The following is a 20,793-nucleotide window of genomic DNA, read 5'->3' on the forward strand; positions in this document are numbered from 1 at the left end:
TGAGGTGATACCAGAGCAGGGTCTCGGCATCCGTTGCGCTTTCTCGCAAGGTCCTTGCCCTCACCCTAACCCTCTCCCGTTCGCGGGAGAGGGGACCAGAGGCGTTGTCCTCGGCGTTCATGATGGATCGCTCAGTTGCGCAACGGCTTCCCCGTACTCAGCATCCCCATGATCCGTTCCTGCGTCTTGGGATGCAGGATCAGCGAACAGAAGGCCTTGCGCTCCAACGCCATCAGGTACTCCTCCGTGACCAGGCTGCCGGCATCGACATCGCCACCGGTCACCACGCCTGCGATCAGGCTCGCGATGTGGAAGTCGTGCTCGCTGATGAAGCCGCCGTCGCGCATGTTGACCAGCTGCCCCTTGATGGTCGCGGCGCCGCTGCGGCCCGCCACCTTGAACCGGCGGCGCAGCGGCGCGCGCCAGCCGGCGTCCGCCATCGCCTTGGCCTGCTGCAGCGCGACGTAGAGCAGCTCGTCCTTGTTGGGCACGATCACGTCGCTCTCGAGCAGGTAGCCCAGCTTCTTCGACTCCAGCGCGCTGGTGCCGACCTTGGCCATGGCCGCGGCGGTGAAGCCTTCGGTCAGGAAGGGCAGCAGATCGGTGCCGGTGGAGGCTTCGGCGTTCTCGGCCGCGCGGCGCGCGATGTAGGTCAGGCCGCCGGCGCCGGGCACCAGGCCCACGCCGACTTCGACCAAGCCGATGTAGCTTTCCATCGCCGCGACGCGCCTGGCCGAATGGATGGCCAGCTCGCAGCCGCCGCCCAGCGCCATGCCGCGCACGGCCGAAACCACCGGCACGCCCGCATAACGAATCTTGAGCATCACGTTCTGCAGCTCTTCTTCCGCACCTTCGACCGCGCCGATGCCGGCGACCACGAAGGCCGGCAGCATCGCCTGCAGGTCGGCGCCGACCGAGAACATCTCGTCGGGCGACCAGATCACCATCGCCTTGTATTCGCGCTCGGCGAGATCGACACCCGCGGCCAGCGCATCGGCCACGTCGGGGCTGATGGCGTGCATCTTCGAATGGATGCTCGCGATCAGCACCTCGCCGTCCAGCGTCCAGAGGCGCACGTCGCCTTCGTCCTGGATCGTGGTGCCGGCCTTGTTCGCATCGGGCGCATTGCTGCCCCGCACGCTCTCGGGGAACAGCTGACGCTCACGCACGGGCAGGCGGCGTTGCGGGACGAACTTGCCTTGCGATGCGCTCCACGAACCTTCGGGCGTGTGCACGCCGCCTGCTTCGGCGACGGGACCTTCGAACACCCACTTCGGCAGCGGCGCTGCAGAAAGCGCTTCGCCGGCATCGATGTCTTCCTGGATCCACTTGGCGACCTGCGCCCAGCCGGCTTCCTGCCAGAGCTCGAAAGGGCCCTGCTTCATGCCGAAGCCCCAGCGCATCGCGAAGTCGACGTCGCGCGCGCTCTCGGCGATGGTCGCGAGGTGCACGGCCGCGTAGTGGAAGCTGTCGCGCAGGATGGCCCAGAGGAAGCGGCCCTGCGCCCCTTCGCTCTCGCGCAGCAGCTTCAGGCGCTCCGGCGCGGGCTTCTTGAGCATGCGGCCGTAGACCTCGTCGGCCTTGTCGCCCGAAGGCACGTACTCGCCCTTCGCAAGATCAAAACGCAGGATGTCGCGGCCGGCCTTCTTGTAGAAGCCGCCCTTGGTCTTCTGCCCCAGGTGGCCGAGCTCCAGCAGCTTGGCGAGCACCGGCGGCGTCGCGAAGTTGGCGTAGAACGGGTCGGTCTCGGCGCTCAGGTTGTCCTGGAGCGTCTTGACGACATGGGCCATGGTGTCCAGGCCCACCACGTCGGCAGTGCGGAAGGTGCCCGAGCTCGCGCGGCCCAGCTTCTTGCCGGTGAGGTCGTCCACCACGTCGGGCGTGAGGCCGAACTTCTCGACTTCCTTCAGCGTCGCCAGCATGCCGGCGATGCCCACGCGGTTGGCGATGAAGTTGGGCGTGTCATGGGCGCGCACCACGCCCTTGCCGAGCGTGCTGGTGACGAAGGCTTCCAACTGGTCCAGCACCTCGCGCTCGGTGGTCGGCGTGTTGATCAGCTCGACCAGGAACATGTAGCGCGGCGGGTTGAAGAAGTGGATGCCGCAGAAGCGCGGCTTCAGCGCTTCGGGCAATGCCTCGCTGAGCTCGGTGATCGAGAGGCCCGAGGTGTTCGAGGCCAGGATGGCGTCCTTGGCGACGTGCGGCGCGATCTTCCTGTAGAGATCGAGCTTCCAGTCCATGCGCTCGGCGATGGCTTCGATGACCAGGTCGCACTCGCCGAGCTTGGCGAGGTCGTCTTCGTAGTTGGCCTGCTCGATCAGCACGGCATCGGCCGCGTCGCCGAGCGGCGCCGGCTTGAGCTTCTTGAGGTTGTCGACGGCACGCGTGACGATGGCGTTCTTCGGGCCGTCTTTCGCCGGCAGGTCGAACAGCACCACCGGCACGCGCACATTGACGAGATGGGCCGCGATCTGCGCGCCCATCACGCCGGCGCCGAGCACGGCGACCTTCTTCACTTGAAATCTGGACATGGAATTTCCAACAATGATGTGTTCTTGCTACTGGACTCGAACCCAGGTCTGCGTGCGGCCGATGCCGAACACCGAGCCGCGCACTTCGAGCTTCTTGCCGCCGTCGATCGGCGTGAGCCGCAGCGCGTAGGTCTTGCCGTTTTCGGGGTCGAGGATCTTTCCGTCCTCCCAGACCTCGCGGCCCTCGGCCTTCTTTGCGCCGCGGATGATCTCGAGGCCGACCAGCGGCTTGCCCTTGCGGTCGTCGGTGCACTCGTCGCACACCGCGTCCTGCTTCGCATCCTTGCGCAGCAGCTTCTCGATGCGGCCGTTGAGCGCGCCGTTCGATTCGGCGATGCGGATCTGCGACTTGGCCTCGTTGGTCTTGTCGTCGATGCTCTGCCAGACGCCGACGGGCGTCATCTGCGCGAAAGCCGAACCGGCCGACGCGAGCGCGATGGCTGCAAGAAGGCGCTTCATGATGTTCAGGCGAGCGCCGCGTCGGTGTTCATCAGCGGCGCGCTGCCGGTGCGCGCGGTGCGCATCAGCGTCGCCGTTTCGGGGAACAGCTTGGCGAAGTAGAAGCGCGCGGTCTGCAGCTTGGCCTGGTAGAACGGGTCGGTGTTGCCGGCAGCGATCTCGGCGAGCGCCACGCGCGCCATCAGCGCGAAGAAGTAGCCGAACACGAAGTGGCCCGCCACGCGCAGGTAGTCCACGGCCGCGGCGCCCACCTCGTCGGGGTTCTGGAAGCCCTTGAAGCCGAGCTCGGTGGTGAACTTGGTGAGCTGCTCCCCGAGCACCGCGATCGGCGTGATGAACTCGCTCATCTTCTCGTTGACGCCCTCTTCCTCCACCAGCTTGCCCACCAGCTTGCCGAACTTCTTCAGCGTCGCGCCGTTGTTGCCCAGCACCTTGCGGCCCAGCAGGTCCAGCGACTGAACGGTGTTGGTGCCCTCGTAGATCATGTTGATGCGGTTGTCGCGCACGAACTGCTCCATGCCCCATTCCTTGATGAAGCCGTGGCCGCCGAAGACCTGCATGCAGGCGTTGGTCGAGATGTGGCCGTTGTCGGTGATGAAGGCCTTCACGATCGGCGTCAGCAGCGCGACGATCTCGCCCGAGTCCTTGCGCACCTTCTCGTCGGGATGGTGGTGCTCCTTGTCGAGCAGCAGCGTGCAGTAGATGGCCAGCGCGCGGCCGCCTTCGGCGTACGCCTTCGCGGTCATCAGCATCTTGCGCACGTCGGGGTGGAAGATGATCGGATCGGCTTCCTTGTCCTTGGCCTTCACGCCCGACAGCGAGCGCATCTGGATGCGGTCCTTGGCATAGGCCAGCGCGTTCTGGAACGCCACCTCGGTCAGGCCCAGCGACTGGTTGCCCACGCCCAGGCGGGCGGCGTTCATCATCACGAACATCGCGGCCAGGCCCTTGTTGGGCTCGCCGACCAGCGTGCCGGCGGCGCCTTCGAGCACGATCTGCGCGGTGGCGTTGCCGTGGATGCCCATCTTGTGCTCAAGGCCGCCGCAGTAGATGCCGTTGCGGCTGCCGAGCGAGCCGTCGGCCTTGACGTTGAACTTGGGCACGACGAAGAGGCTGATGCCCTTGCTGCCCTTCGGCGCGTCCGGCAGGCGGGCCAGCACAAGGTGGATGATGTTCTCGGCCATGTCGTGCTCGCCGGCCGAGATGAAGATCTTGTTGCCGGTGAGGCGGTAGCTGCCGTCGGGCTGCGGCTCGGCCTTGGTGCGCAGGAGGCCAAGGTCGGTGCCGCAGTGCGGCTCGGTCAGGCACATGGTGCCGGTCCACTCGCCGCTGGTGAGCTTGGGCAGGTAGGTCTTCTTCTGCTCCTCGGTGCCGTGTGCCGACAGCGCCTCGTAGGCGCCGTGCGAGAGGCCCGGATACATGGTCCAGGCCTGGTTGGCCGAGTTGAGCATCTCGTAGAAGCACTGATTCACCACGAAGGGCAGGCCCTGGCCGCCGTACTGCGGGTCGCAGGACAGCGCCGCCCAGCCGCCTTCCACGTACTTCGCATAGGCTTCCTTGAAGCCCTTGGGCGTCTTCACCTCGTGCGTGCTCTTGTCGAGCACGCAGCCCTCCTCGTCGCCGTTGATGTTGAGCGGGAAGGTCACTTCAGAGGCGAACTTGCCGCCCTCTTCGAGCACCGCGTTGATGGTTTCGGCATCGACCTCGGCGTGCTTGGGAAGCACCTTGAGTTCTTCGGTGACCTTGAGCACTTCGTGCATCACGAACTGCATGTCGCGAAGGGGCGGGGTGTAGGCGGGCATGGAAAGGTCTCCGGGGAAGAAAAAAGAGAAGGGAAACGGATGGTTGGCTGCTTCAGCGCACGGTCTTGAGCCGGCGCGAAGACGGCGCAGCGGTGTCGGCCAGGGCTTCCGGCGTGGCGCAGCGCGCAAGGATGTTGTCGAAGCCTGCGTTGGCGCGCGCCAGCGAATCGGGCGAGCGCAGGAAGCGCGCTTCGTAGTGCAGTGCCAGGATCAGCGCGTGGATCTCGAAGGAGATCTGCTTCGCATCGGCATCGGCGTGCAGGTGCCCTTCTTCCTGGGCCTGCAGCACGGCGCGCAGCATGGCGGCGAGCCAGATGTTCACCGACTCGGCCAGCGCATCGCGCACCGGGCCGGGCCGGTCGTCGAACTCGACCGCGCCGCTGATGTAGATGCAGCCCGAGTCGATCTCGGCGGAGGTGCGCTTCATCCAGTTGGCGAACAGCGCGCGCAGCCGCGGCAGGCCGCGCGGCGCCTGCAGGGCGGTGTAGAAGACTTCCTGCTCGAAGCGCGTGTGGTACTCGCGCACCACCGAGATCTGCAGTTCCTCGCGCGAGCCGAAATGCGCGAACACGCCCGACTTGCTCATGCCGGTGACTTCGGCCAGCGCGCCGATCGACAGGCCCTCGAGCCCGATCTGCGCCGCGAGGTTCAGCGCCGCATCGACGATGACGGCCTTGGTCTGCTGGCCTTTCTGAGGCGCACGGGCGGTCTTGGAAGGGGCTGCGGGCATGGAAGGACTTCGAATAAAACGAACGGTCGTTCTATTTTGCAGTCCTTTGGAGCCCGATCCGCCCAAAGACCCACGGCAAATGAAGGTTATCGGCCGCCCTCACGCCAGGGCAGCGTGGGCAGCGCCGAACGCCGAATTCAACTCAGCAACTGATGCTTCAACGCGTAGTAGGTGAGATCGCTGGTGGACGACAGGTGCAACTTCGCCATGACGCGTCCCCTGTAGCTGCTGACGGTCTTGGCCGAGAGCGACAGATCGGGTGCGATGGCGGACGGCCTCATCCCGCCGGCGAGTTTTAGGAAGACCTGGAATTCGCGCTCCGAGAGCCGGTTGTGGGGCGGCTCGCTTCGCCCTTCCAGCCGATTCGCGAGCAACGCGGCCAGGGCCGGGGTGACGTGGCGGCGTCCGAGCGCGAGTTCGCGAATCGCCCGGACGATCTCGATCGGATCGCATTCCTTGCCGAGAAAGGCGCCCGCGCCGAGCTGGAACAGAATGGCCGCGTACTGCTCCATCGGATAGGCGGTGAAGACCAGGATCGCGACGTCGGGTGCTGCGGCCCGGATCCTAATGAGGGCGTCGACGCCGCTTTGCCCCGGCATGTTCAGATCCATCATCAGCACGTCGACTTTCGTCCGGCGCACCAGCTCGATGGCTTCGCGCCCGTCGGCAGCTTCCCCGACGACCTGCAGGTCTTCGTGTTCATGGAAGAACTCGCGCAGGCCCAGACGCACGATGGCGTGGTCATCGACGATTCCGATTCTGATCATCGCTGCGCTCCTTGAAGGCCCATGCGACGGATCTAACGACCGCCAGTATCGTGCGCGAGTAGGACGATCGAGATCTTCGTCGCCGTCGCGCGCTCACCCTACGTCATAAGACATAGGAGCGAGGCCCGGCCGCCAGCGGCATGCGACTAAATCCTACGTGGATGGGCATGCACGCATCGCACTCTGCACGTCCCCAAACTTAATACCCTGGAGCCCACGATGCCCACCACCACCAAGCGCGCAGAGCAGGACGCCTGCAGCCTGCTCGACACAGATCACCGCAACGTCAAGAAGCTGTTCAAGGCCTACGAGGAGCTCACCAAATCGAAGGCGGCAAGCAGCGCGCAGAAGAAGCGCGACCTTGCCAACGAGATCTGCATGGAGCTGACCGTCCACGCGCAGATCGAGGAAGAGATCTTCTATCCCGGCCTGCGCGAAGCGATCAAAGAAACCGATCTGCTCGAAGAAGCGGAAGTCGAGCACGCCAGCGCCAAGGACCTGATTGCCCAGATCCAGGAGGCCACCGACATCGACGACAAGTTCGACGCCAAGGTCACGGTGCTCGGCGAGTACATCGATCACCACGTCAAGGAGGAGCGCACCCAGATCTTCGTGAAGGCACGCGCCGCGCGAGGCCTCGACCTGGTCGCCATGCGCGAGCAGCTCGAGGCGCGCAAAGAGGAGCTGATGGCCGAGCTGACCGGCGCGACGGCATAGCCATCTTCCTGTGGGTTTGGCGGTGGCCCTGGCCACCGCCTTTTTTCGCTCCCTGGAGGCCCCGATGACAGCGAATGCTTCTCCCCTGCGCGTCGGTACGCGCCGGGAGTGGTCGGTTCGACGCTGGATCGGCATCGCCATCGTGCTGGCGGGGGCGATCGTCGTGTCGCACCATGCCTTCGAAGGCATGGCCGGCAACGATCCGCGCATGAAGGGGGCCTTGCTCGGCGGCCTGGTGGCGGCCTTCGCCACGGCGCTCGGGACGCTGCCGGTTCTGTTCTCTCAGCGCTTCTCGCAACGCAGCTACGACACCATGCTCGGCTTCGGCGCCGGCGTCATGCTGGCCGCCAGCTCGTTCTCGCTGATCATCCCCGCGCTGGCGGCCGCCAAGGCCCAGGGATCGAACAACTGGGGCGCCGGAGGAATCGTCGGCACCGCCATCCTGCTCGGTGCGTTGCTGCTGTTCGCCATCGACCGCGCGGTTCCGCACGAGCACTTCGTCAAGGGCGCCGAAGGGCCGCAGGCACGCGCGCTCAAGCGTGTCTGGCTGTTCGTCCTCGCCATCGTGCTGCACAACCTGCCGGAAGGCCTGGCGATCGGCGTGGCCTTCGCCGGCACCGATCCGGTCGGCGCCATGGCCCTCACCACAGGCATCTCGATCCAGGACGTCCCGGAAGGCATGGTGGTGGCGCTGGCGCTGCGCAGCGTGGGCCATGGACGGCTTGCATCGGCCGGCCTTGGTGCGCTGTCCGGCCTGGTCGAGCCCGTGGCCGCGGTATTCGGCGCCGCCCTCATCGGCCTTTCGGCGGGGCTCCTGCCCTGGGGCCTGGCGATGGCCGCGGGCGCCATGCTCTTCGTGATCAGTCACGAGATCATTCCCGAGTCGCATCGGATGGGGCATGAAGCCTATGCAACCGGGGGCCTGATGCTGGGCTTCGTGGTCATGATGCTTCTCGACACCGCACTCGGCTGACGTTCGACCATGCCTGATCCTGATGGAATCGCCACCGATACGCCGCCGCCGAAGCTGCGCATCCTCGTCGTCGAAGACGACCCCGATACGCTCACGGTGACGATCGAACTGCTTCGGGCGCTCGGGCATTGGGCCACCGGCGTCGGGAGCGCGGAACTTGCGCTCCACCGTTTTCTGGAAGGCGCGTTCGACGTTCTGATCGCGGATGTCGGCCTGCCCGGACTGTCGGGGCGGGACCTGGCCGAGAAGCTCGAGGCGCGCTGCGACCTGCCGGTCATTTTCGCCACGGGACAGCCCGCGCCGGACCAGATGCCCCGGCACGGCATCTGGCTGCGCAAGCCCTACTCGATCGATCAGCTCCAGGAAGCGCTGGCGCGGGCCACGCGACTCGGCAGCGACCCTGCCTGAGCTAGGGTTTGGTGGCGGGTGGCGCCTGGTTGGTCTGCGTCGTGCCGGTTGCCGAGCCGTCGCCCGGATGCCGCCCGGACAGGCCACCCGAAGTGCCGGTCCCGGGCGTGCGCAGATGGCCGCTGCGCACCGCGCGAGAGTCCTGCTTCGTGGCGCTGTCCGAACGGCGGTCCTCCTGCTGCGCCGCCCGATTGCGGGTCGCGGGCGACTTGGAAGAACTTCCCTGCGCTGCAGGCGCTGCGGTCCCCTTGGGGTTTCCAGTGGGTTGAGCCATCGCGGGGCCGACGACGAATGCGAGCGCAAGCGCAGCGAAGCCCCAACGGGAATTTGCGCCTCGACGGGTCATGACGTACTCCTGCCGCCTGAATCCGGCATCACGGCTTGGGCTTCTTGTTCGACTGCTTCGTCACGTCGTCCAGCACCGCGTCTTCCGCCATCCCCAGCTCAGCGCCGGTTTGCGGGTCGCTTGCCGGGTCGGAGGCGGTCCGAAGCGCCATGGCGTCGACCGCCGACTCCTCATCGCGATCGAGCGCCACCGTCGGCTCGCCGCTTCCCCCGTCGACGGCCATCTGCTCTTCCGGATCGCTCACGAATTCCCACTGAGGACCCTGGTTCCACGGCCCCCGCACCTCGCCGCCCTTGGACATGTCGAAGTAGACCTTGGTGAACTCCGGCATCCCGGGCAGCTTGCCCGGCGGGAAGTTGGGGGTGATCGCATAGAGCGCTTTTTCGAAGGATTTCTGATGCGCGATCTCGCGGGTCATCAGGAAGCCCAGCGCCTCCTTGACGCCTGGATCGTCGGTCAGGTTGATGAGTCGTTCATAGACGATCTTGGCGCGCGCTTCGGCCGCGATGTTCGAGCGCAGGTCGGCGGTGGGCTCCCCGATGCTGTCGATGTAGGCGGCCGTCCAGGGCACGCCTGCGGAGTTGACCAGTGCCGGCCCTCCGCCGTAGAGAACCTGGGTCAGGTGGCTGTCGTTGCCCGCGCCGGTGATGGTGCGGTACGCATCCGCTTCCGCATCGACGCCCTCAGCCAGCCGGCCCTTGGCCCCTTTGTTGAGCATCGCCACCATCGTGCCGATCACCTCGAGGTGGCTCAGCTCTTCGGTCGCGATATCGAACAGCATGTCCTTGCGGCCCGCATCGTCTTCGCCGATGGCCTGGGTGAAGTAGCGGCAGGCGGCGGCCAGCTCGCCCTGCGGGCCGCCGAACTGTTCCAGCATCAGGTTCGCGAGGCCCGGGTTGGTCGAGTCGACGCGCAGGGTGTATTGAAGGCGCTTGTTGTGAGAGAACATGGAGCTGCTCCTGGTTTGACCGAGGTGATTGAACGAAGGGACGAGGGCCCATGTTCGCGGCCTCCCTGTCCTTCAACCTCGGCGTCGACCCACACTCCATGTAGTCCGAACCTCGCGCGGCCCCGGCACTGCCGGCGCGCCCCATCAGGACAGCAGCTTGAACCCCACCACCTCCTGCCGCTGCTCCCCCAGCCCCTCGATCCCCAGCGTCATCACGTCGCCCTTCTTCAGGTAGAGCGGCGGCTTCATCCCGAGGCCGACGCCGGGCGGCGTGCCGGTAGTGATGACGTCGCCGGGCACGAGCGTCATGAACTGGCTCACGTAGCTCACGATCTTGGCGACGTTGAAGATCATGGTCTTGGTGTTGCCGGTCTGCATGCGCTTGCCGTTGAGGTCCAGCCACATCGCGAGCTTCTGCGGGTTGGGCACCTCGTCGCGCGTCACCAGCCAGGGGCCGAGGGGGCCGAAGGTGTCGCAGCCCTTGCCCTTGTCCCAGGTGCCGCCGCGCTCGATCTGGTACTCGCGCTCGCTCACGTCGTTGATCACGCAATAGCCGGCCACGTAGTCGAGCGCGCTCTTTTGCGAGACGTAGCGCGCCTGGGCGCCGATCACCACGCCGAGCTCCACCTCCCAGTCGCTCTTGACCGAGTTCTTGGGCAGCATGACCGGATCGTTCGGGCCCTGGATGCAGCTGGTGGCCTTCATGAAGACCACCGGCTCGGGCGGGATCGGCAGGCCCGACTCGGCCGCGTGGTCGGCATAGTTGAGGCCGATGGCGATGAACTTGCCCACATCGGCCACCGGGCTGCCGTAGCGCGGCTTGCCCTTGACCAGCGGCAGCTTGTCGGTCTTGAGCTTGCGCAGCTTGGCGAGCGCGGCATCGCCCAATTGCTTGGGGCCGATGTCCTTGACCTCCGCGCTCAGGTCGCGCAGCAGACCCTTATCGTCGATGAGGCCTGGCTTCTCCTTGCCTGGGTTGCCGTAGCGAACGAGTTTCATGTGTGCCTTTCTTGTTGAGAGTTCAGTAGGTGGATCGGCCGCCGGACAGGTCGAACACGGCGCCGGTGGAAAAAGAGCAATCTTCGGTGCAAAGCCAGCTCACCATCGCGGCGATCTCCTCTACCGTCCCGAAGCGGCCCATTGGGATCTTCGAGAGCATGAAGGCGATGTGCTCGGGCGACATCTGCTCGAAGATCGCGGTCTTCACCGCGGCCGGCGTCACGCAGTTGGCGCGGATGCCGGTGTCGGCGAGCTCCTTGCCGAGCGACTTGGTGAGCGCGATCACGGCCGCCTTGCTCGCGCTGTAGGCGCTGGCGTTGGGGTTGCCCTCCTTGCCCGCGACCGAGGCGATGTTGACGATGCGGCCATAACCCTGCTTGCGCATCTGCGGCACGACCTCGCGGCAGCAGAGGAAAACACCGTTGATGTTGACCTCCATCACCTGTTGCCATGCATCGACGGGATAGTCCCAGAGCTTGGTGTTGGGCCCGGTGATGCCAGCACTGTTGACCAGGGCGTCGATGCGCTTCGCCTGCGCCAGCGTGGCCGCCACGGCCTTGGCCACCGAGGGCTGCTGCGACACGTCGACCGTGAGCGCGAAAGCCTTGGCGCCGAGCGACCAGGCCGCCTTGGTGACCGCTTCGCTGTCGCGGTCCCACAGGGTCACGCTGCCGCCGGAGGCGATGAGCCGCTGCGCGATGCCGTAGCCCAGCCCCGTCGCGCCGCCGGTGACGACCGCGTGCCGGCCGGAGAAGTCGAGCTGGTTCATATGGTGATGCCGCCGTCGGCCGCGTAGGCCTGCCCGGTGACGAACTGCGACTCGTCGCTGGCGAGGAACACCACCAAGGGCGCGATCTCCTCGGCCTGCGCGAGGCGCCCCATGGGCTGGCGCGCAATGAAGGCACGGCGCGCCTCGACCGGGTCGGCATTGGCGTTGATGCGCTCGCCCAGCGAGGGCGTGTCGACCGTGCCCGGACACACCGCATTGCAGCGGATGCCCTGCCCCACGTAGTCGGCGGCGACGCTCTTGGTGAGCCCCAGCACCGCGGCCTTGGTGGTGCCGTAGACGCAGCGGTTGGGCAGGCCCTTGATGCTCGAGCACACGCTGGCCATGTTGATGATGCTGCCGCGGCCCGCCGCCAGCATGCCGGGCAGCACGGCCTGGATCAGCCAGAACTGGGCGCGCACGTTGAGGCGGAAGGCGAAGTCGAGGTCGTCGTCGCTGGCCTGCAGCGCGGCGCCGTTGTGCACCACGCCCGCGCAGTTGAACAGGATGTCGAGCGTGGGCAGGGTCTTGGCAAAGGCGTCGATGGCAGCCTTGTCGAGCACGTCCAGCTTCGCGGCCTGGATGTTGGCGACGCCCGCGTAGCGCGCGAGCAGCGCCTCGTTGACGTCGGTGGCCCAGACCTGCGCGCCCTCGGCGGCGAGTGCGAGTGCGCTGGCATGGCCGATGCCCTGCCCTGCCGCGGTCACGAGCGCGGTCTTGCCCTTGAGTCTCATGGGGTTTCCTCGTTGGATCTGGGTCGAAAAAGGGAAGCGATGCAGGCGTTCAGGGTTTGGCCCGATAGCTGCATCGCGGTGAGAATCGTATTCTGAATTGGCCTTACCACTTGTCCAATTCAGGACAACCCTTAAACCCATTGCCCCACGTGCCCCTGCAGACCGTCGAACCCAAGCGCCTCTACCGCCAGATCGCCGACCAGCTGCGCGCGCTGATCGCCAACGGCGAGTTCGCGGCCGGCGCGCGCCTGCCGGCCGAACGCGACCTGGCCAAGCAGCTGGGCGTGAGCCGGCCCTCGGTGCGCGAGGCGCTGATCGCGCTCGAGGTCGAGGGCTGGGTCGAGGTGCGCACCGGCTCGGGCGTCTATGTGCTCGACCGCTCGCACCGCGCCGCGGCGCCCGTGGCCGCCACCGAATGGGGCCCGCTCGAACTGATCCGCGCGCGCCGCGTGGTCGAGGGCGAGACCGCGGCGATCGCGGCCGGGCTCGCCAAGCGCCGCGATATCGACGCGATGACGCGCGCCATCGAGCGCATGCGCGAGCTGGCCGACCGCAACCTGATGCCGCTCGATGGCGACCGCGCCTTCCATCTTGCAATCGTCGAGTGCTGCGGCAACGTGGTGCTTTCCGAAACGGTGCAGGCCTTCTGGGATTCGCGCAACGGACCCATCTTCACCCGGCTGGGCGGCTACTTCGAGACCGTGAAATCGTGGCGCAGCGCCATCGCCGAGCACGAGGCGATCCGCGACGCGATTGCCGCGCGCGACCCCGACGCGGCGCGCAGCGCGATGCACGCGCACATGGACAAGTCGCACCAGCGATTCAGCGCGAGCTGGCGCCGCGCGAATGCCGCTTGAAACTTCAAGGACACACACGATGAACCCCTTTATCCGCCTCCACCCCGCCGACGACGTCGTCATCGCACGCGGCCAGCTGCTCGGCGGCACGCCGGTCGAAGGCGTGACCGCGCGCGGCCTGATCCCGCCCGGCCACAAGATCGCCATTCGCGCCATCGCCCAGGGCGAGCCGGTGCGCCGCTACAACCAGATCATCGGCTTCGCGAGCAAGCCGATCGCGCCCGGCGAGCACGTGCACACGCACAACCTCGACATGGGCCCCGACAAGGGCCACTTCGATCGCGACTATGCCTACGGCGCCGACGTGAAGCCGCCGCCCGCGCGGCGCGAAGCCACCTTCATGGGCATCAAGCGCGCCGACGGCCGCGTGGCCACGCGCAACTACATCGGCATCCTGACCAGCGTGAACTGCTCGGCGACGGCTGCACGCGCTATTGCCGACCACTTCTCGCGCAAGACCAATCCGGCGGCACTCGCCGACTACCCCAACGTCGACGGCGTGGTCGCGCTCACGCACGGCACCGGCTGCGGCATGGACACCGGCGGCATGGGCATGCAGATCCTCGAGCGCACGCTCACCGGCTACGCCACGCACGCCAACTTCGCGGCGGTGCTGGTGGTCGGCCTGGGCTGCGAGGCCAACCAGATCAACGCCTGGCTCGCCACCGGCAACCTGGCCGAGGGCGAGAACTTCCGTGTCTTCAACATCCAGGACACGGGCGGCACGCGCAAGACGGTGGAAAAAGGCGTGGCGCTCATCAACGAGATGCTGCCGCGCGCCAACGCGGTGAAGCGCGAGCCCTGCAGCGCGGCACACATCACCATCGGCCTGCAGTGCGGCGGCTCGGACGGCTACTCGGGCATCAGCGCCAACCCGGCGCTGGGCGCCGCGGTCGACCTGCTGGTGGCGCACGGCGGCACGGCCATCCTGTCGGAAACGCCCGAGGTCTACGGCGCCGAGCACCTGCTCACGCGCCGCGCGGTGAAGCGCGAGGTCGGCGAGAAGCTGGTCGAGCGCATCCGCTGGTGGGAGCACTACACCGAGATCAACGAGGGCGAGATGAACAACAACCCCTCGCCCGGCAACAAGGCCGGCGGACTCACCACCATCCTCGAGAAATCGCTGGGGGCAGTGGCCAAGGGCGGCACCAGCAACCTCGAGGCCGTGTACGAATACGCCGAGCCCGTGACCGCGCACGGCTTCGTCTACATGGACACGCCGGGCTACGACCCGGTGAGCGCGACCGGCCAGGTGGCGGGCGGCGCCAACATGATCTGCTTCACCACCGGCCGCGGCTCGGCCTACGGCTGCGCGCCCTCGCCCTCGCTCAAGCTCGCGACCAACTCGGCGCTTTGGCAGCGGCAGGAAGAGGACATGGACATCAACTGCGGCGAGATCGTCGAAGGCACGGTATCGATCCAGGAGATGGGGCAGCGCATCTTCGAGATGGTGCTGGCGACGGCGTCGGGCGAGCAGAGCAAGAGCGAGAAGCACGGCTACGGGCAGAACGAGTTCGTGCCGTGGCAGGTTGGCGCCGTGATGTGAGCCTCCCGGCTTTTCACTTCGCTTCGCTGCGTGTAATTCGCCACCCCCCGAGGGGGAAGCTCGGCCGCCTTGGGGCGGCCCGGCGGCGTCCGATTCCCAAGTAATGGAGACCTTATGTCGCGAACCCTTTCCTCCGCCACCCTGCGCACCCAAGTCGCCGCCATCATCGCCGGCACCGGCAGCACCCCGGCCGAAGCCGAACAGGTCGCCGCCAACCTCGTGCTCGCCAACCTCAGCGGCCACGACTCGCACGGCGTGGGCATGGTCCCGCGCTATGTCGACGCCGCGGCCGAAGGCGGGCTGAAGCCCAACGCGTCGGTCAAGATCAACCTCGACACCGGCCCCATGCTCGCCCTCGACGGCCAGCGCGGCTACGGCCAGATCGTCGGCGTGCAGGCGATGGAACTCGCCATCGCGCGCGCGCAGCAACACGGCAGCTGTGTCCTCTCGCTCGCCAACGCGCACCACCTGGGCCGCATCGGCCACTTCGCCGAGATGGCGACGGCGCAGGGCCTGGTGGCGATGCACTTCGTCAACGTGCTCTCGCGCCCCGTGGTCGCGCCCTGGGGCGGGGGCGACGGGCGCTTCGGCACCAACCCGTGCAGCATCGGCATCCCGCTGAAAGGCGCGGAGCCTTTCATTTTGGATTACGCGACAAGCCGCGTGGCGCAAGGCAAGATGCGCGTGGCCCACAACAAGGGCGAGCGCGTGCCGCCCGGCTACCTGATCGACGAGCACGGCGCGCCCACCGACGACCCCGGCGTGGTCGTCGTGCCGCAGAGCAACGGCCTCTTCGGCGCGCTGATGACCTTCGGCGAACACAAGGGCTACGGCATGGCCGTGGCCTGCGAACTGCTCGGCGGCGCGCTGACCGGCGGCGGCACTTGGCATCGTCCCGCCGACACCGCGCGCACCGTGCTCAACGGCATGCTGGCGATCGTGATCGACCCCGCCAAGCTCGGCACGCAGGCGAGCTTCGAAGAGGAGGCGAGCGCCTTCGTCGCCTGGCTGCGCCAAAGCCCGCCGGGCCAGGGCTTCGATGCGGTGCAGATCGCGGGAGAGCCCGAACGCAAGGCGCGTGCTGCGCGCGAGCGCGAGGGCATCTGGCTCGACGATGCGACCTGGGGCGAAATCGTCGCGGCCGGGGCGAAGGTGGGCGTGACGATCGAATAGCGGCGGGCACAGCCCCCCGCACGGCCCGCCCCTAGATCACCGCCATCAGCTCGGCCAGGTTCAAGGGCTTGAGCAGGTGGTGGTCGAAGCCCGCCGTCGCGATGCGTTCCTTGTCCCCTTGCTGGCCCCAGCCGGTCAACGCGATCAAGGTGAGGTCGGTGGCGTCCTGCCGGGCGCGCAGGTAGCGCGCCAGGTCGCAGCCGTCCATGCCCGGCATGCCGATGTCGAGGATGGCGGTGTCGAACTCGTGCTCCGCGGCCAGGCGCAGCGCCTCCTCGCCGCTGTAGGCGGTCAGCACCGTCGCGCCCATCGAGCCCAGCAGCTCGGCCAGGCTGTCGGCCGCATCGCGGTTGTCGTCGACCACCAGGATGGTCTGCTCGATGGAAGGCATCCACGCGTCCTGCGGCGCCGGCAGGTGCCGGTCGGGCATGCGGGCGTTTCTTGCCAGCGGGAGCCGCACCGTGAAGGTGGCGCCGCGGCCCAGGCCCTCGCTCGCGGCCTCGACGCTGCCGCCGTGCAGCTCGACCAGGCTCTTGACGAGGGTCAGGCCGATGCCGAGCCCGCCCTGCGCGGCCTTGGAGGTCCCGCTCACCTGCACGAACATCTCGAAGATGGACTTCAGCATCTCCGGCGCGATGCCGGCGCCGGTGTCGCTCACCTCGACCACGGCCTGCCGGTTGTCCTGGCGCACCGCGAGCTTCACCTTTCCTCCGGGCGGCGTGTACTTGGCGGCGTTGTTCAGGAGATTGGAGAAGACCTGCGTCAGCCTCACGCTGTCGCCGCGCACGACCAGGCCGCAATCGACGAGCTCGACCGCGAGCGAGTGCCCGGCGCCCTCGACCAGCGGACGGCTCAGTTCCACCGCGTCGTTGATCACGCCGTCGAGCAGCACCGAGCTCCAGTGCAGGTCGATCTTGCCGCGCGTGATGCGGGAGACCTCCATCAGGTCGTTGACGAGGCGCACCATGTGCTCGACCTGCCGGCGCATCAGCTCGTAGTACCTTTCGGCATCCGCCGCGTCCGGCTTCTTGCGCGTCAGCAGCGACAGGGCGGTGCTCAGGGGCGCCAGCGGGTTGCGCAGCTCATGGGCCAGCGTGGCGAGGAACTCCGTCTTGCGCTGGTCGGACTCGCGCAGCCCGTCGAGCACGTTTCGCAGCTCGTACTGGCGGCGGCGCGCACGCAACGCGCTGCGCACAGCGCTCACCAGCGAGGCGACCCGCACCGGCCGCTCGATCACGGTGACGTTGGCGAATTCGTCCATCACGTGGTCGATGGCGCGCGAGTCAGCGCCCTGCCGCGCCAGCACGAGCAGCGGCACATCCGACCAGGGCGGCTGCGCGGCCAGCGCGCGGTTCAGCTCGGCGAGGGCCGAGCCGGTGATCACCTCTTCCGCCAGCAGGATGGCACCGGCACCGAGCGCCAACTCGGCCAGCAGTTCGGGCATGTCGGCGCAGATGTGCGACACGAGCTGCGTGCGCTCCAGCACCGCGCCCGCCATCAGGGCGTCCCTGGAGGTCGCGGTCCGCAACAGGATGCGGTAGTCGAGTTTCGACGACGCTTGTGCGCTCACGACGACGGCTGAAGCCCTTCGATAGGCACGGGCACTCCGGTGAGGATGCCTCGGAAGTTGCGCAAGGGTGCACCGACGTGAACCCCGGTGTCGTTCATGGTGAAGGCGCGGATGCTCCGCTCGTGCGCGCCGCCGCGCTTCTTGAGCACCGAGATCGCCTGCCGCACCTCGCCGCCGTCCTCGAAGTAGCGCAGCAGCACCACCGAATCGGCCAGGTAGCTCGCATCGACCGGCGTCTGCATCTGCATGCCGATCAGTCCGTGCTGCGCGCCGATCAGCAGCGTGGCAACGCCGGCCTGCCCGAGGTAGGTGAGCAGCTCGTGCAGCTGCACGATGAGAAAGCGCTCGTCGGGCATGGCATTGAGGTAGCCGTTGAGGCTGTCGATGACGACCACCTTGGCCCCGTGCTCGGCGACGGCCACCCGGATCGAGTGGACGAACTCGCCCGGCGACAGCTCCGCAGGGTCGACCTGGCGCACGCGGATGTGCCCCGATTCGAGATGCGGCGTCAGGTCCATGCCCATGCCCTCGCAGCGGGTGCGCAAGGTGTTGACGCTCTCGTCGAAGATGAAGAGCGCCGCGCACTCGCCGCGCTCGGCCGCTGCAAGCGCGAACTGCACTGCCACGCTCGACTTGCCCGTGCCCGGCGCGCCCACGAACAGCGTGCTGGTGCCCCTCTCGATGCCGCCGCCCAGCAGCGCGTCGAGCGCCGGCAGGCCGCTGGCCAAGCGCGTCTGGCTGAACAGCGGCGTATGTTCCGCCGCAACCAGCCGCGGGAACACCTGCAGCCCGCCGCGCACGATCTTGTAGTCGTGATAGCCGCCGCGAAACTCCTTGCCGCGGTACTTGGTGACAATGAGCCGGCGCCGCGACGAACCGTAGTCGGAATTGATCTGCTCCAGCCGGATCACCGCATGGGCGATGCTCTGGACCTGCAGGTCATGCTCCACGGCCGTCATGTCGTCGAGCAGCAGCACGGTGCACTGGCGGCCGGCGAAGAACTGCTTGAGCGCCAGGATCTGGCGCCGGTAGCGCAGCGAAGCCCCGGCCAGGAGACGCAGCTCCGACAGCGAATCGAACACCACGCGCGTCGGCCGGATCACGTCGACATCCGCCAGGATCTTGAGCGTGGTCTCGCTGAGCTCGACTTCCGAGGGATGGAACATCGTGTACTGCTCGTCCGGCTCCAGCGCGTCGTGCGCGGGCAGCATCTCGCGCACCTCGATGCCCTTCAGGTCCCATCCGTGCGAGCGCGCGACGCCCCGCAGCTCGCTCGCCGTCTCGGAAAGCGTGACGTACAGCACCGGCTCGCCCCGCGCGGCGCCTTCGCGCAGGAACTGCATCGCCACCGTGGTCTTGCCCGCGCCGGGCGCGCCCTCCAGCAGATACAGCCGGTTGGCCGTGAGGCCGCCGCCCAGCACGTCGTCGAGGCCGGGCGCGCCCACCTTCAGCACCGTTTCCTTCTGGTCGCCTTCATCCGGCGAGATCGTTGAACTCATACCCATTCCAATAAGCGTGATATCGATCGTCGGCCGGTCAATGTACCTGCTCGCGCGAACGCGGGATGCAGGACGGGATCCCGGCGCAGCGGAACGACAGGAAAGCACCGCCCCTTACATGAACGAGGCCACCCAGTCCCAAACCCGCGCAGGCGCCTCGACCATCACGTTGTGGCCATGCGGCCCAAGGTCCGAGGCATCGGGGTCGAGCGCACGGAGCTGTTCCATCGTCATCATCGCGTCATCGCCGCCGCGGCCGAGATGGATGGGGCAGCGGGCCAAGGCCATCAACTCGGACATGGGCGGCTTGCCGACGCCGTGGGCCCGAGGATCCATTGCGAGACACCACCCGTCGGCGCCGCGCCGGATACCCCGCTGGGAGACAGCTGCCCTCGCGTCGGCGATGCCGGCAAGGCCTGCGACCTTCAGGTACCGCTCCCACGCTTCGTCCTCCGTGGCGAAGCGCTTGGCGGGCTGGGCTGCGAGCGTCTCCATGCGGCGCAGTTCATCGTCATTCCACGCGACCTTGATGCCGGCCCCGAAGACCTGGTGCGGCGTGACACCGAACCAGCCCGTGGCCAGGGCGAGACCGATCACGCCGCCGAGCGAGTGTCCGAGCACCACGAGCCGGCCTGCCGGATCGACATGCGGCAGCATGGTGCGTGCGACGGCTGCGGCGTACTGGCCGATGGCATAGCTGTCCTGCCGATCGGATTGGCCGTGGCCGGGCAGGTCCATCGCGACCCAGCGGCCGGCCCAGCGAGTGCCGGCCTGCGCGCACATCGGCGACCACACGGCGCCCGTCGCGCCCATGCCATGCAGCATGAGGAGCAGGTCCGGGCCTTCGCCGCCTTGTTCGATGTCCATGTCCACTGCCTCCATCGGATCTTCGATGGCGGGAGAGTACTCGACGACGCCCTACACCATCCGTGTGATCGTCACATTCACCGATCCGTGGTTGTTGAAGTAGGCGAACCAGGCGTCGTTGGCCAACAAATGCAGCTCGGGCGCTGGGTCGTCGGCCTGGCCTGCGTAGGTCCATCGCACATGCATTCCGATGGGAAAGAGATAGTCATCCGACCTGCCCACGGCTCCGATCAGCTGGAACCACCTGCCTGCTTTGCAGCGAAGCGCCCACTGCACCATCAACTGCGCGAGACTCGGCTGTTCTCTTCCATCTGCGCTCGAGGCAAGGTGCCAGTCGAGCCACCTGGTCTCGTCAGCAGCGATCTCGTACGTCGCGCCGCGGTCAAGCACGACCCCGGTCGGGTTGTAGTAGCTCGCGCTGTGCACCGGCAGCGGTCCCACGGATTCACCGACGGCGAGGTGCTTGCCCATGATGCGAATCTGGGGCGGCAACTGAGTTCTATGGGGCCTTCAGGGGCATCGGATCATTCAACGCCTCGTCCACTGTCGCGCTCTTCCACGGCCAGGCGCGCAACCTCTTCCGCAAAAGCCATGAGTTCGTCCGAAAGGGTCTCGCCGGGTGTCAGCACACCGAGGCGTTGGGCGAGCGCCTGATAAACCGCCCGCGGGGACGACAGGCCGGGGGGAACGGGAATGGTCGGGTCTTCGGGCATCGTGGGCTCCTGTCGTGGTCTCGAAAGCCGGCGCGGAGCTATGAGCCCGGCGGCTTTTCGGGTGCGGGCCGCGGCGTCTGCGCAGGCGCGCCGGCGGCAGGCGAGTCGTCGACATTCGCCGGCGGCTTCTTGTACCAGAACACGTTGAACACCAGCGCACCCACGATCAGAAGGGCCGCAACGATCGCCGCCCATCGAAAAGCGCGCTTGTTGTCGCGGTCGTTCGCTCGTGGATCGGGGGCGTTCATGGCGTCTCGTTTCCGCATTGAAAGCTTCAGGCTAGAACCATGACCCTCCTGCCGGCTGTCAGACGGCAACGCAGAGTCCTGAGGCGCAAAGGCTCGCGCGTGCGGTCGCGCGACGCCAGGCCTTGCTTCGCCCCTTCCC

Annotated in this window: 22 protein-coding genes; 6 read left to right on the forward strand and 16 right to left on the reverse strand. The window is 67.3% G+C overall.

What is annotated here, in order from left to right; translation table 11 throughout:
• Window positions 1-131 precede the first annotated feature (131 nt).
• The 5 genes from AC3A6B_RS14775 to AC3A6B_RS14795 all read right to left on the reverse strand — a co-directional run bounded on the left by AC3A6B_RS14775 (window position 132) and on the right by AC3A6B_RS14795 (window position 6,289).
• The gene (locus tag AC3A6B_RS14775) at window positions 132-2,531 is read right to left on the reverse strand and encodes a 3-hydroxyacyl-CoA dehydrogenase/enoyl-CoA hydratase family protein (RefSeq protein ID WP_487837439.1); all 2,400 of its coding nucleotides are present in this window, start codon (window positions 2,529-2,531) and stop codon (window positions 132-134) included.
• Between the two features lie 27 nt (window positions 2,532-2,558).
• A complete protein-coding gene (locus tag AC3A6B_RS14780; RefSeq protein ID WP_487837440.1) occupies window positions 2,559-2,990 on the reverse strand; it encodes a DUF2147 domain-containing protein in 432 nt (143 codons plus the stop codon).
• Window positions 2,991-2,995: 5 nt separating this feature from the next.
• The gene (locus tag AC3A6B_RS14785; protein ID WP_487837441.1) at window positions 2,996-4,792 is read right to left on the reverse strand and encodes an acyl-CoA dehydrogenase C-terminal domain-containing protein; all 1,797 of its coding nucleotides are present in this window, start codon (window positions 4,790-4,792) and stop codon (window positions 2,996-2,998) included.
• 52 nt (window positions 4,793-4,844) lie between these two features.
• Window positions 4,845-5,522, reverse strand: a complete 678-nt coding sequence (locus AC3A6B_RS14790) for a TetR/AcrR family transcriptional regulator (RefSeq protein ID WP_487837442.1) — start codon at window positions 5,520-5,522, stop codon at window positions 4,845-4,847.
• A gap of 137 nt (window positions 5,523-5,659) precedes the next feature.
• Window positions 5,660-6,289 carry a response regulator gene (locus AC3A6B_RS14795; protein WP_487837443.1) on the reverse strand — a complete coding sequence of 210 codons (630 nt, stop codon included), beginning with the start codon at window positions 6,287-6,289 and terminating at the stop codon, window positions 5,660-5,662.
• A 219-nt stretch (window positions 6,290-6,508) separates the two neighbouring features.
• On the opposite strand from AC3A6B_RS14795, the gene AC3A6B_RS14800 reads away from it, so the two are divergent.
• From AC3A6B_RS14800 to AC3A6B_RS14810, 3 genes are all read left to right on the forward strand, one after another.
• Window positions 6,509-7,006, forward strand: a complete 498-nt coding sequence (locus tag AC3A6B_RS14800) for a hemerythrin domain-containing protein (RefSeq protein WP_487837444.1) — start codon at window positions 6,509-6,511, stop codon at window positions 7,004-7,006.
• A gap of 64 nt (window positions 7,007-7,070) precedes the next feature.
• Window positions 7,071-7,979: a ZIP family metal transporter gene (locus AC3A6B_RS14805; protein ID WP_487837445.1), complete on the forward strand. Its 909-nt coding sequence runs from the start codon at window positions 7,071-7,073 to the stop codon at window positions 7,977-7,979.
• 9 nt (window positions 7,980-7,988) lie between these two features.
• Window positions 7,989-8,387, forward strand: a complete 399-nt coding sequence (locus tag AC3A6B_RS14810) for a response regulator (protein ID WP_487837446.1) — start codon at window positions 7,989-7,991, stop codon at window positions 8,385-8,387.
• A gap of 1 nt (window position 8,388) precedes the next feature.
• On the opposite strand, the gene AC3A6B_RS14815 is transcribed toward AC3A6B_RS14810, so the two are convergent.
• From AC3A6B_RS14815 to AC3A6B_RS14835, 5 genes are all read right to left on the reverse strand, one after another.
• On the reverse strand, window positions 8,389-8,733 hold the full coding sequence (locus AC3A6B_RS14815) for a translation initiation factor IF-2 (RefSeq protein ID WP_487837447.1): 345 nt from the start codon (window positions 8,731-8,733) through the stop codon (window positions 8,389-8,391).
• A 28-nt stretch (window positions 8,734-8,761) separates the two neighbouring features.
• Complete coding sequence (locus AC3A6B_RS14820; protein ID WP_487837448.1) at window positions 8,762-9,682, reverse strand: manganese catalase family protein; 921 nt, start codon at window positions 9,680-9,682, stop codon at window positions 8,762-8,764.
• Between the two features lie 144 nt (window positions 9,683-9,826).
• A complete protein-coding gene (locus AC3A6B_RS14825; RefSeq protein WP_487837449.1) occupies window positions 9,827-10,681 on the reverse strand; it encodes a fumarylacetoacetate hydrolase family protein in 855 nt (284 codons plus the stop codon).
• A gap of 22 nt (window positions 10,682-10,703) precedes the next feature.
• Complete coding sequence (locus AC3A6B_RS14830) at window positions 10,704-11,450, reverse strand: SDR family NAD(P)-dependent oxidoreductase (RefSeq protein ID WP_487837450.1); 747 nt, start codon at window positions 11,448-11,450, stop codon at window positions 10,704-10,706.
• Complete coding sequence (locus AC3A6B_RS14835; RefSeq protein WP_487837451.1) at window positions 11,447-12,181, reverse strand: SDR family oxidoreductase; 735 nt, start codon at window positions 12,179-12,181, stop codon at window positions 11,447-11,449. Before AC3A6B_RS14835 ends, AC3A6B_RS14830 begins: the two co-directional genes overlap by 4 nt.
• A gap of 149 nt (window positions 12,182-12,330) precedes the next feature.
• On the opposite strand from AC3A6B_RS14835, the gene AC3A6B_RS14840 reads away from it, so the two are divergent.
• The 3 genes from AC3A6B_RS14840 to AC3A6B_RS14850 all read left to right on the forward strand — a co-directional run bounded on the left by AC3A6B_RS14840 (window position 12,331) and on the right by AC3A6B_RS14850 (window position 15,757).
• A complete protein-coding gene (locus AC3A6B_RS14840) occupies window positions 12,331-13,038 on the forward strand; it encodes a FadR/GntR family transcriptional regulator (protein ID WP_487837452.1) in 708 nt (235 codons plus the stop codon).
• 19 nt (window positions 13,039-13,057) lie between these two features.
• A complete protein-coding gene (locus tag AC3A6B_RS14845) occupies window positions 13,058-14,584 on the forward strand; it encodes a UxaA family hydrolase (RefSeq protein WP_487837453.1) in 1,527 nt (508 codons plus the stop codon).
• 114 nt (window positions 14,585-14,698) lie between these two features.
• Complete coding sequence (locus AC3A6B_RS14850) at window positions 14,699-15,757, forward strand: malate/lactate/ureidoglycolate dehydrogenase (protein ID WP_487837454.1); 1,059 nt, start codon at window positions 14,699-14,701, stop codon at window positions 15,755-15,757.
• A gap of 31 nt (window positions 15,758-15,788) precedes the next feature.
• Here the strand turns inward: AC3A6B_RS14850 and AC3A6B_RS14855 are convergent, their stop codons facing one another.
• The 6 genes from AC3A6B_RS14855 to AC3A6B_RS14880 form a co-directional block, all read right to left on the reverse strand.
• Window positions 15,789-17,327: a hybrid sensor histidine kinase/response regulator gene (locus tag AC3A6B_RS14855; protein WP_487837455.1), complete on the reverse strand. Its 1,539-nt coding sequence runs from the start codon at window positions 17,325-17,327 to the stop codon at window positions 15,789-15,791.
• Window positions 17,324-18,826, reverse strand: coding sequence for an ATPase domain-containing protein (locus AC3A6B_RS14860; RefSeq protein WP_487837456.1), 1,503 nt, complete (start codon window positions 18,824-18,826; stop codon window positions 17,324-17,326). The genes AC3A6B_RS14855 and AC3A6B_RS14860 overlap by 4 nt, the downstream gene beginning before the upstream one ends.
• A gap of 114 nt (window positions 18,827-18,940) precedes the next feature.
• Complete coding sequence (locus AC3A6B_RS14865) at window positions 18,941-19,693, reverse strand: alpha/beta fold hydrolase (RefSeq protein ID WP_487837457.1); 753 nt, start codon at window positions 19,691-19,693, stop codon at window positions 18,941-18,943.
• A gap of 51 nt (window positions 19,694-19,744) precedes the next feature.
• Complete coding sequence (locus AC3A6B_RS14870) at window positions 19,745-20,164, reverse strand: hypothetical protein (protein ID WP_487837458.1); 420 nt, start codon at window positions 20,162-20,164, stop codon at window positions 19,745-19,747.
• Between the two features lie 53 nt (window positions 20,165-20,217).
• A complete protein-coding gene (locus AC3A6B_RS14875; RefSeq protein ID WP_487837459.1) occupies window positions 20,218-20,406 on the reverse strand; it encodes an aminoglycoside phosphotransferase in 189 nt (62 codons plus the stop codon).
• A gap of 38 nt (window positions 20,407-20,444) precedes the next feature.
• Window positions 20,445-20,654, reverse strand: a complete 210-nt coding sequence (locus AC3A6B_RS14880; RefSeq protein ID WP_487837460.1) for a hypothetical protein — start codon at window positions 20,652-20,654, stop codon at window positions 20,445-20,447.
• Window positions 20,655-20,793 lie beyond the last annotated feature (139 nt).

This window comes from Variovorax sp. Soil_C_33 (assembly GCF_057656935.1).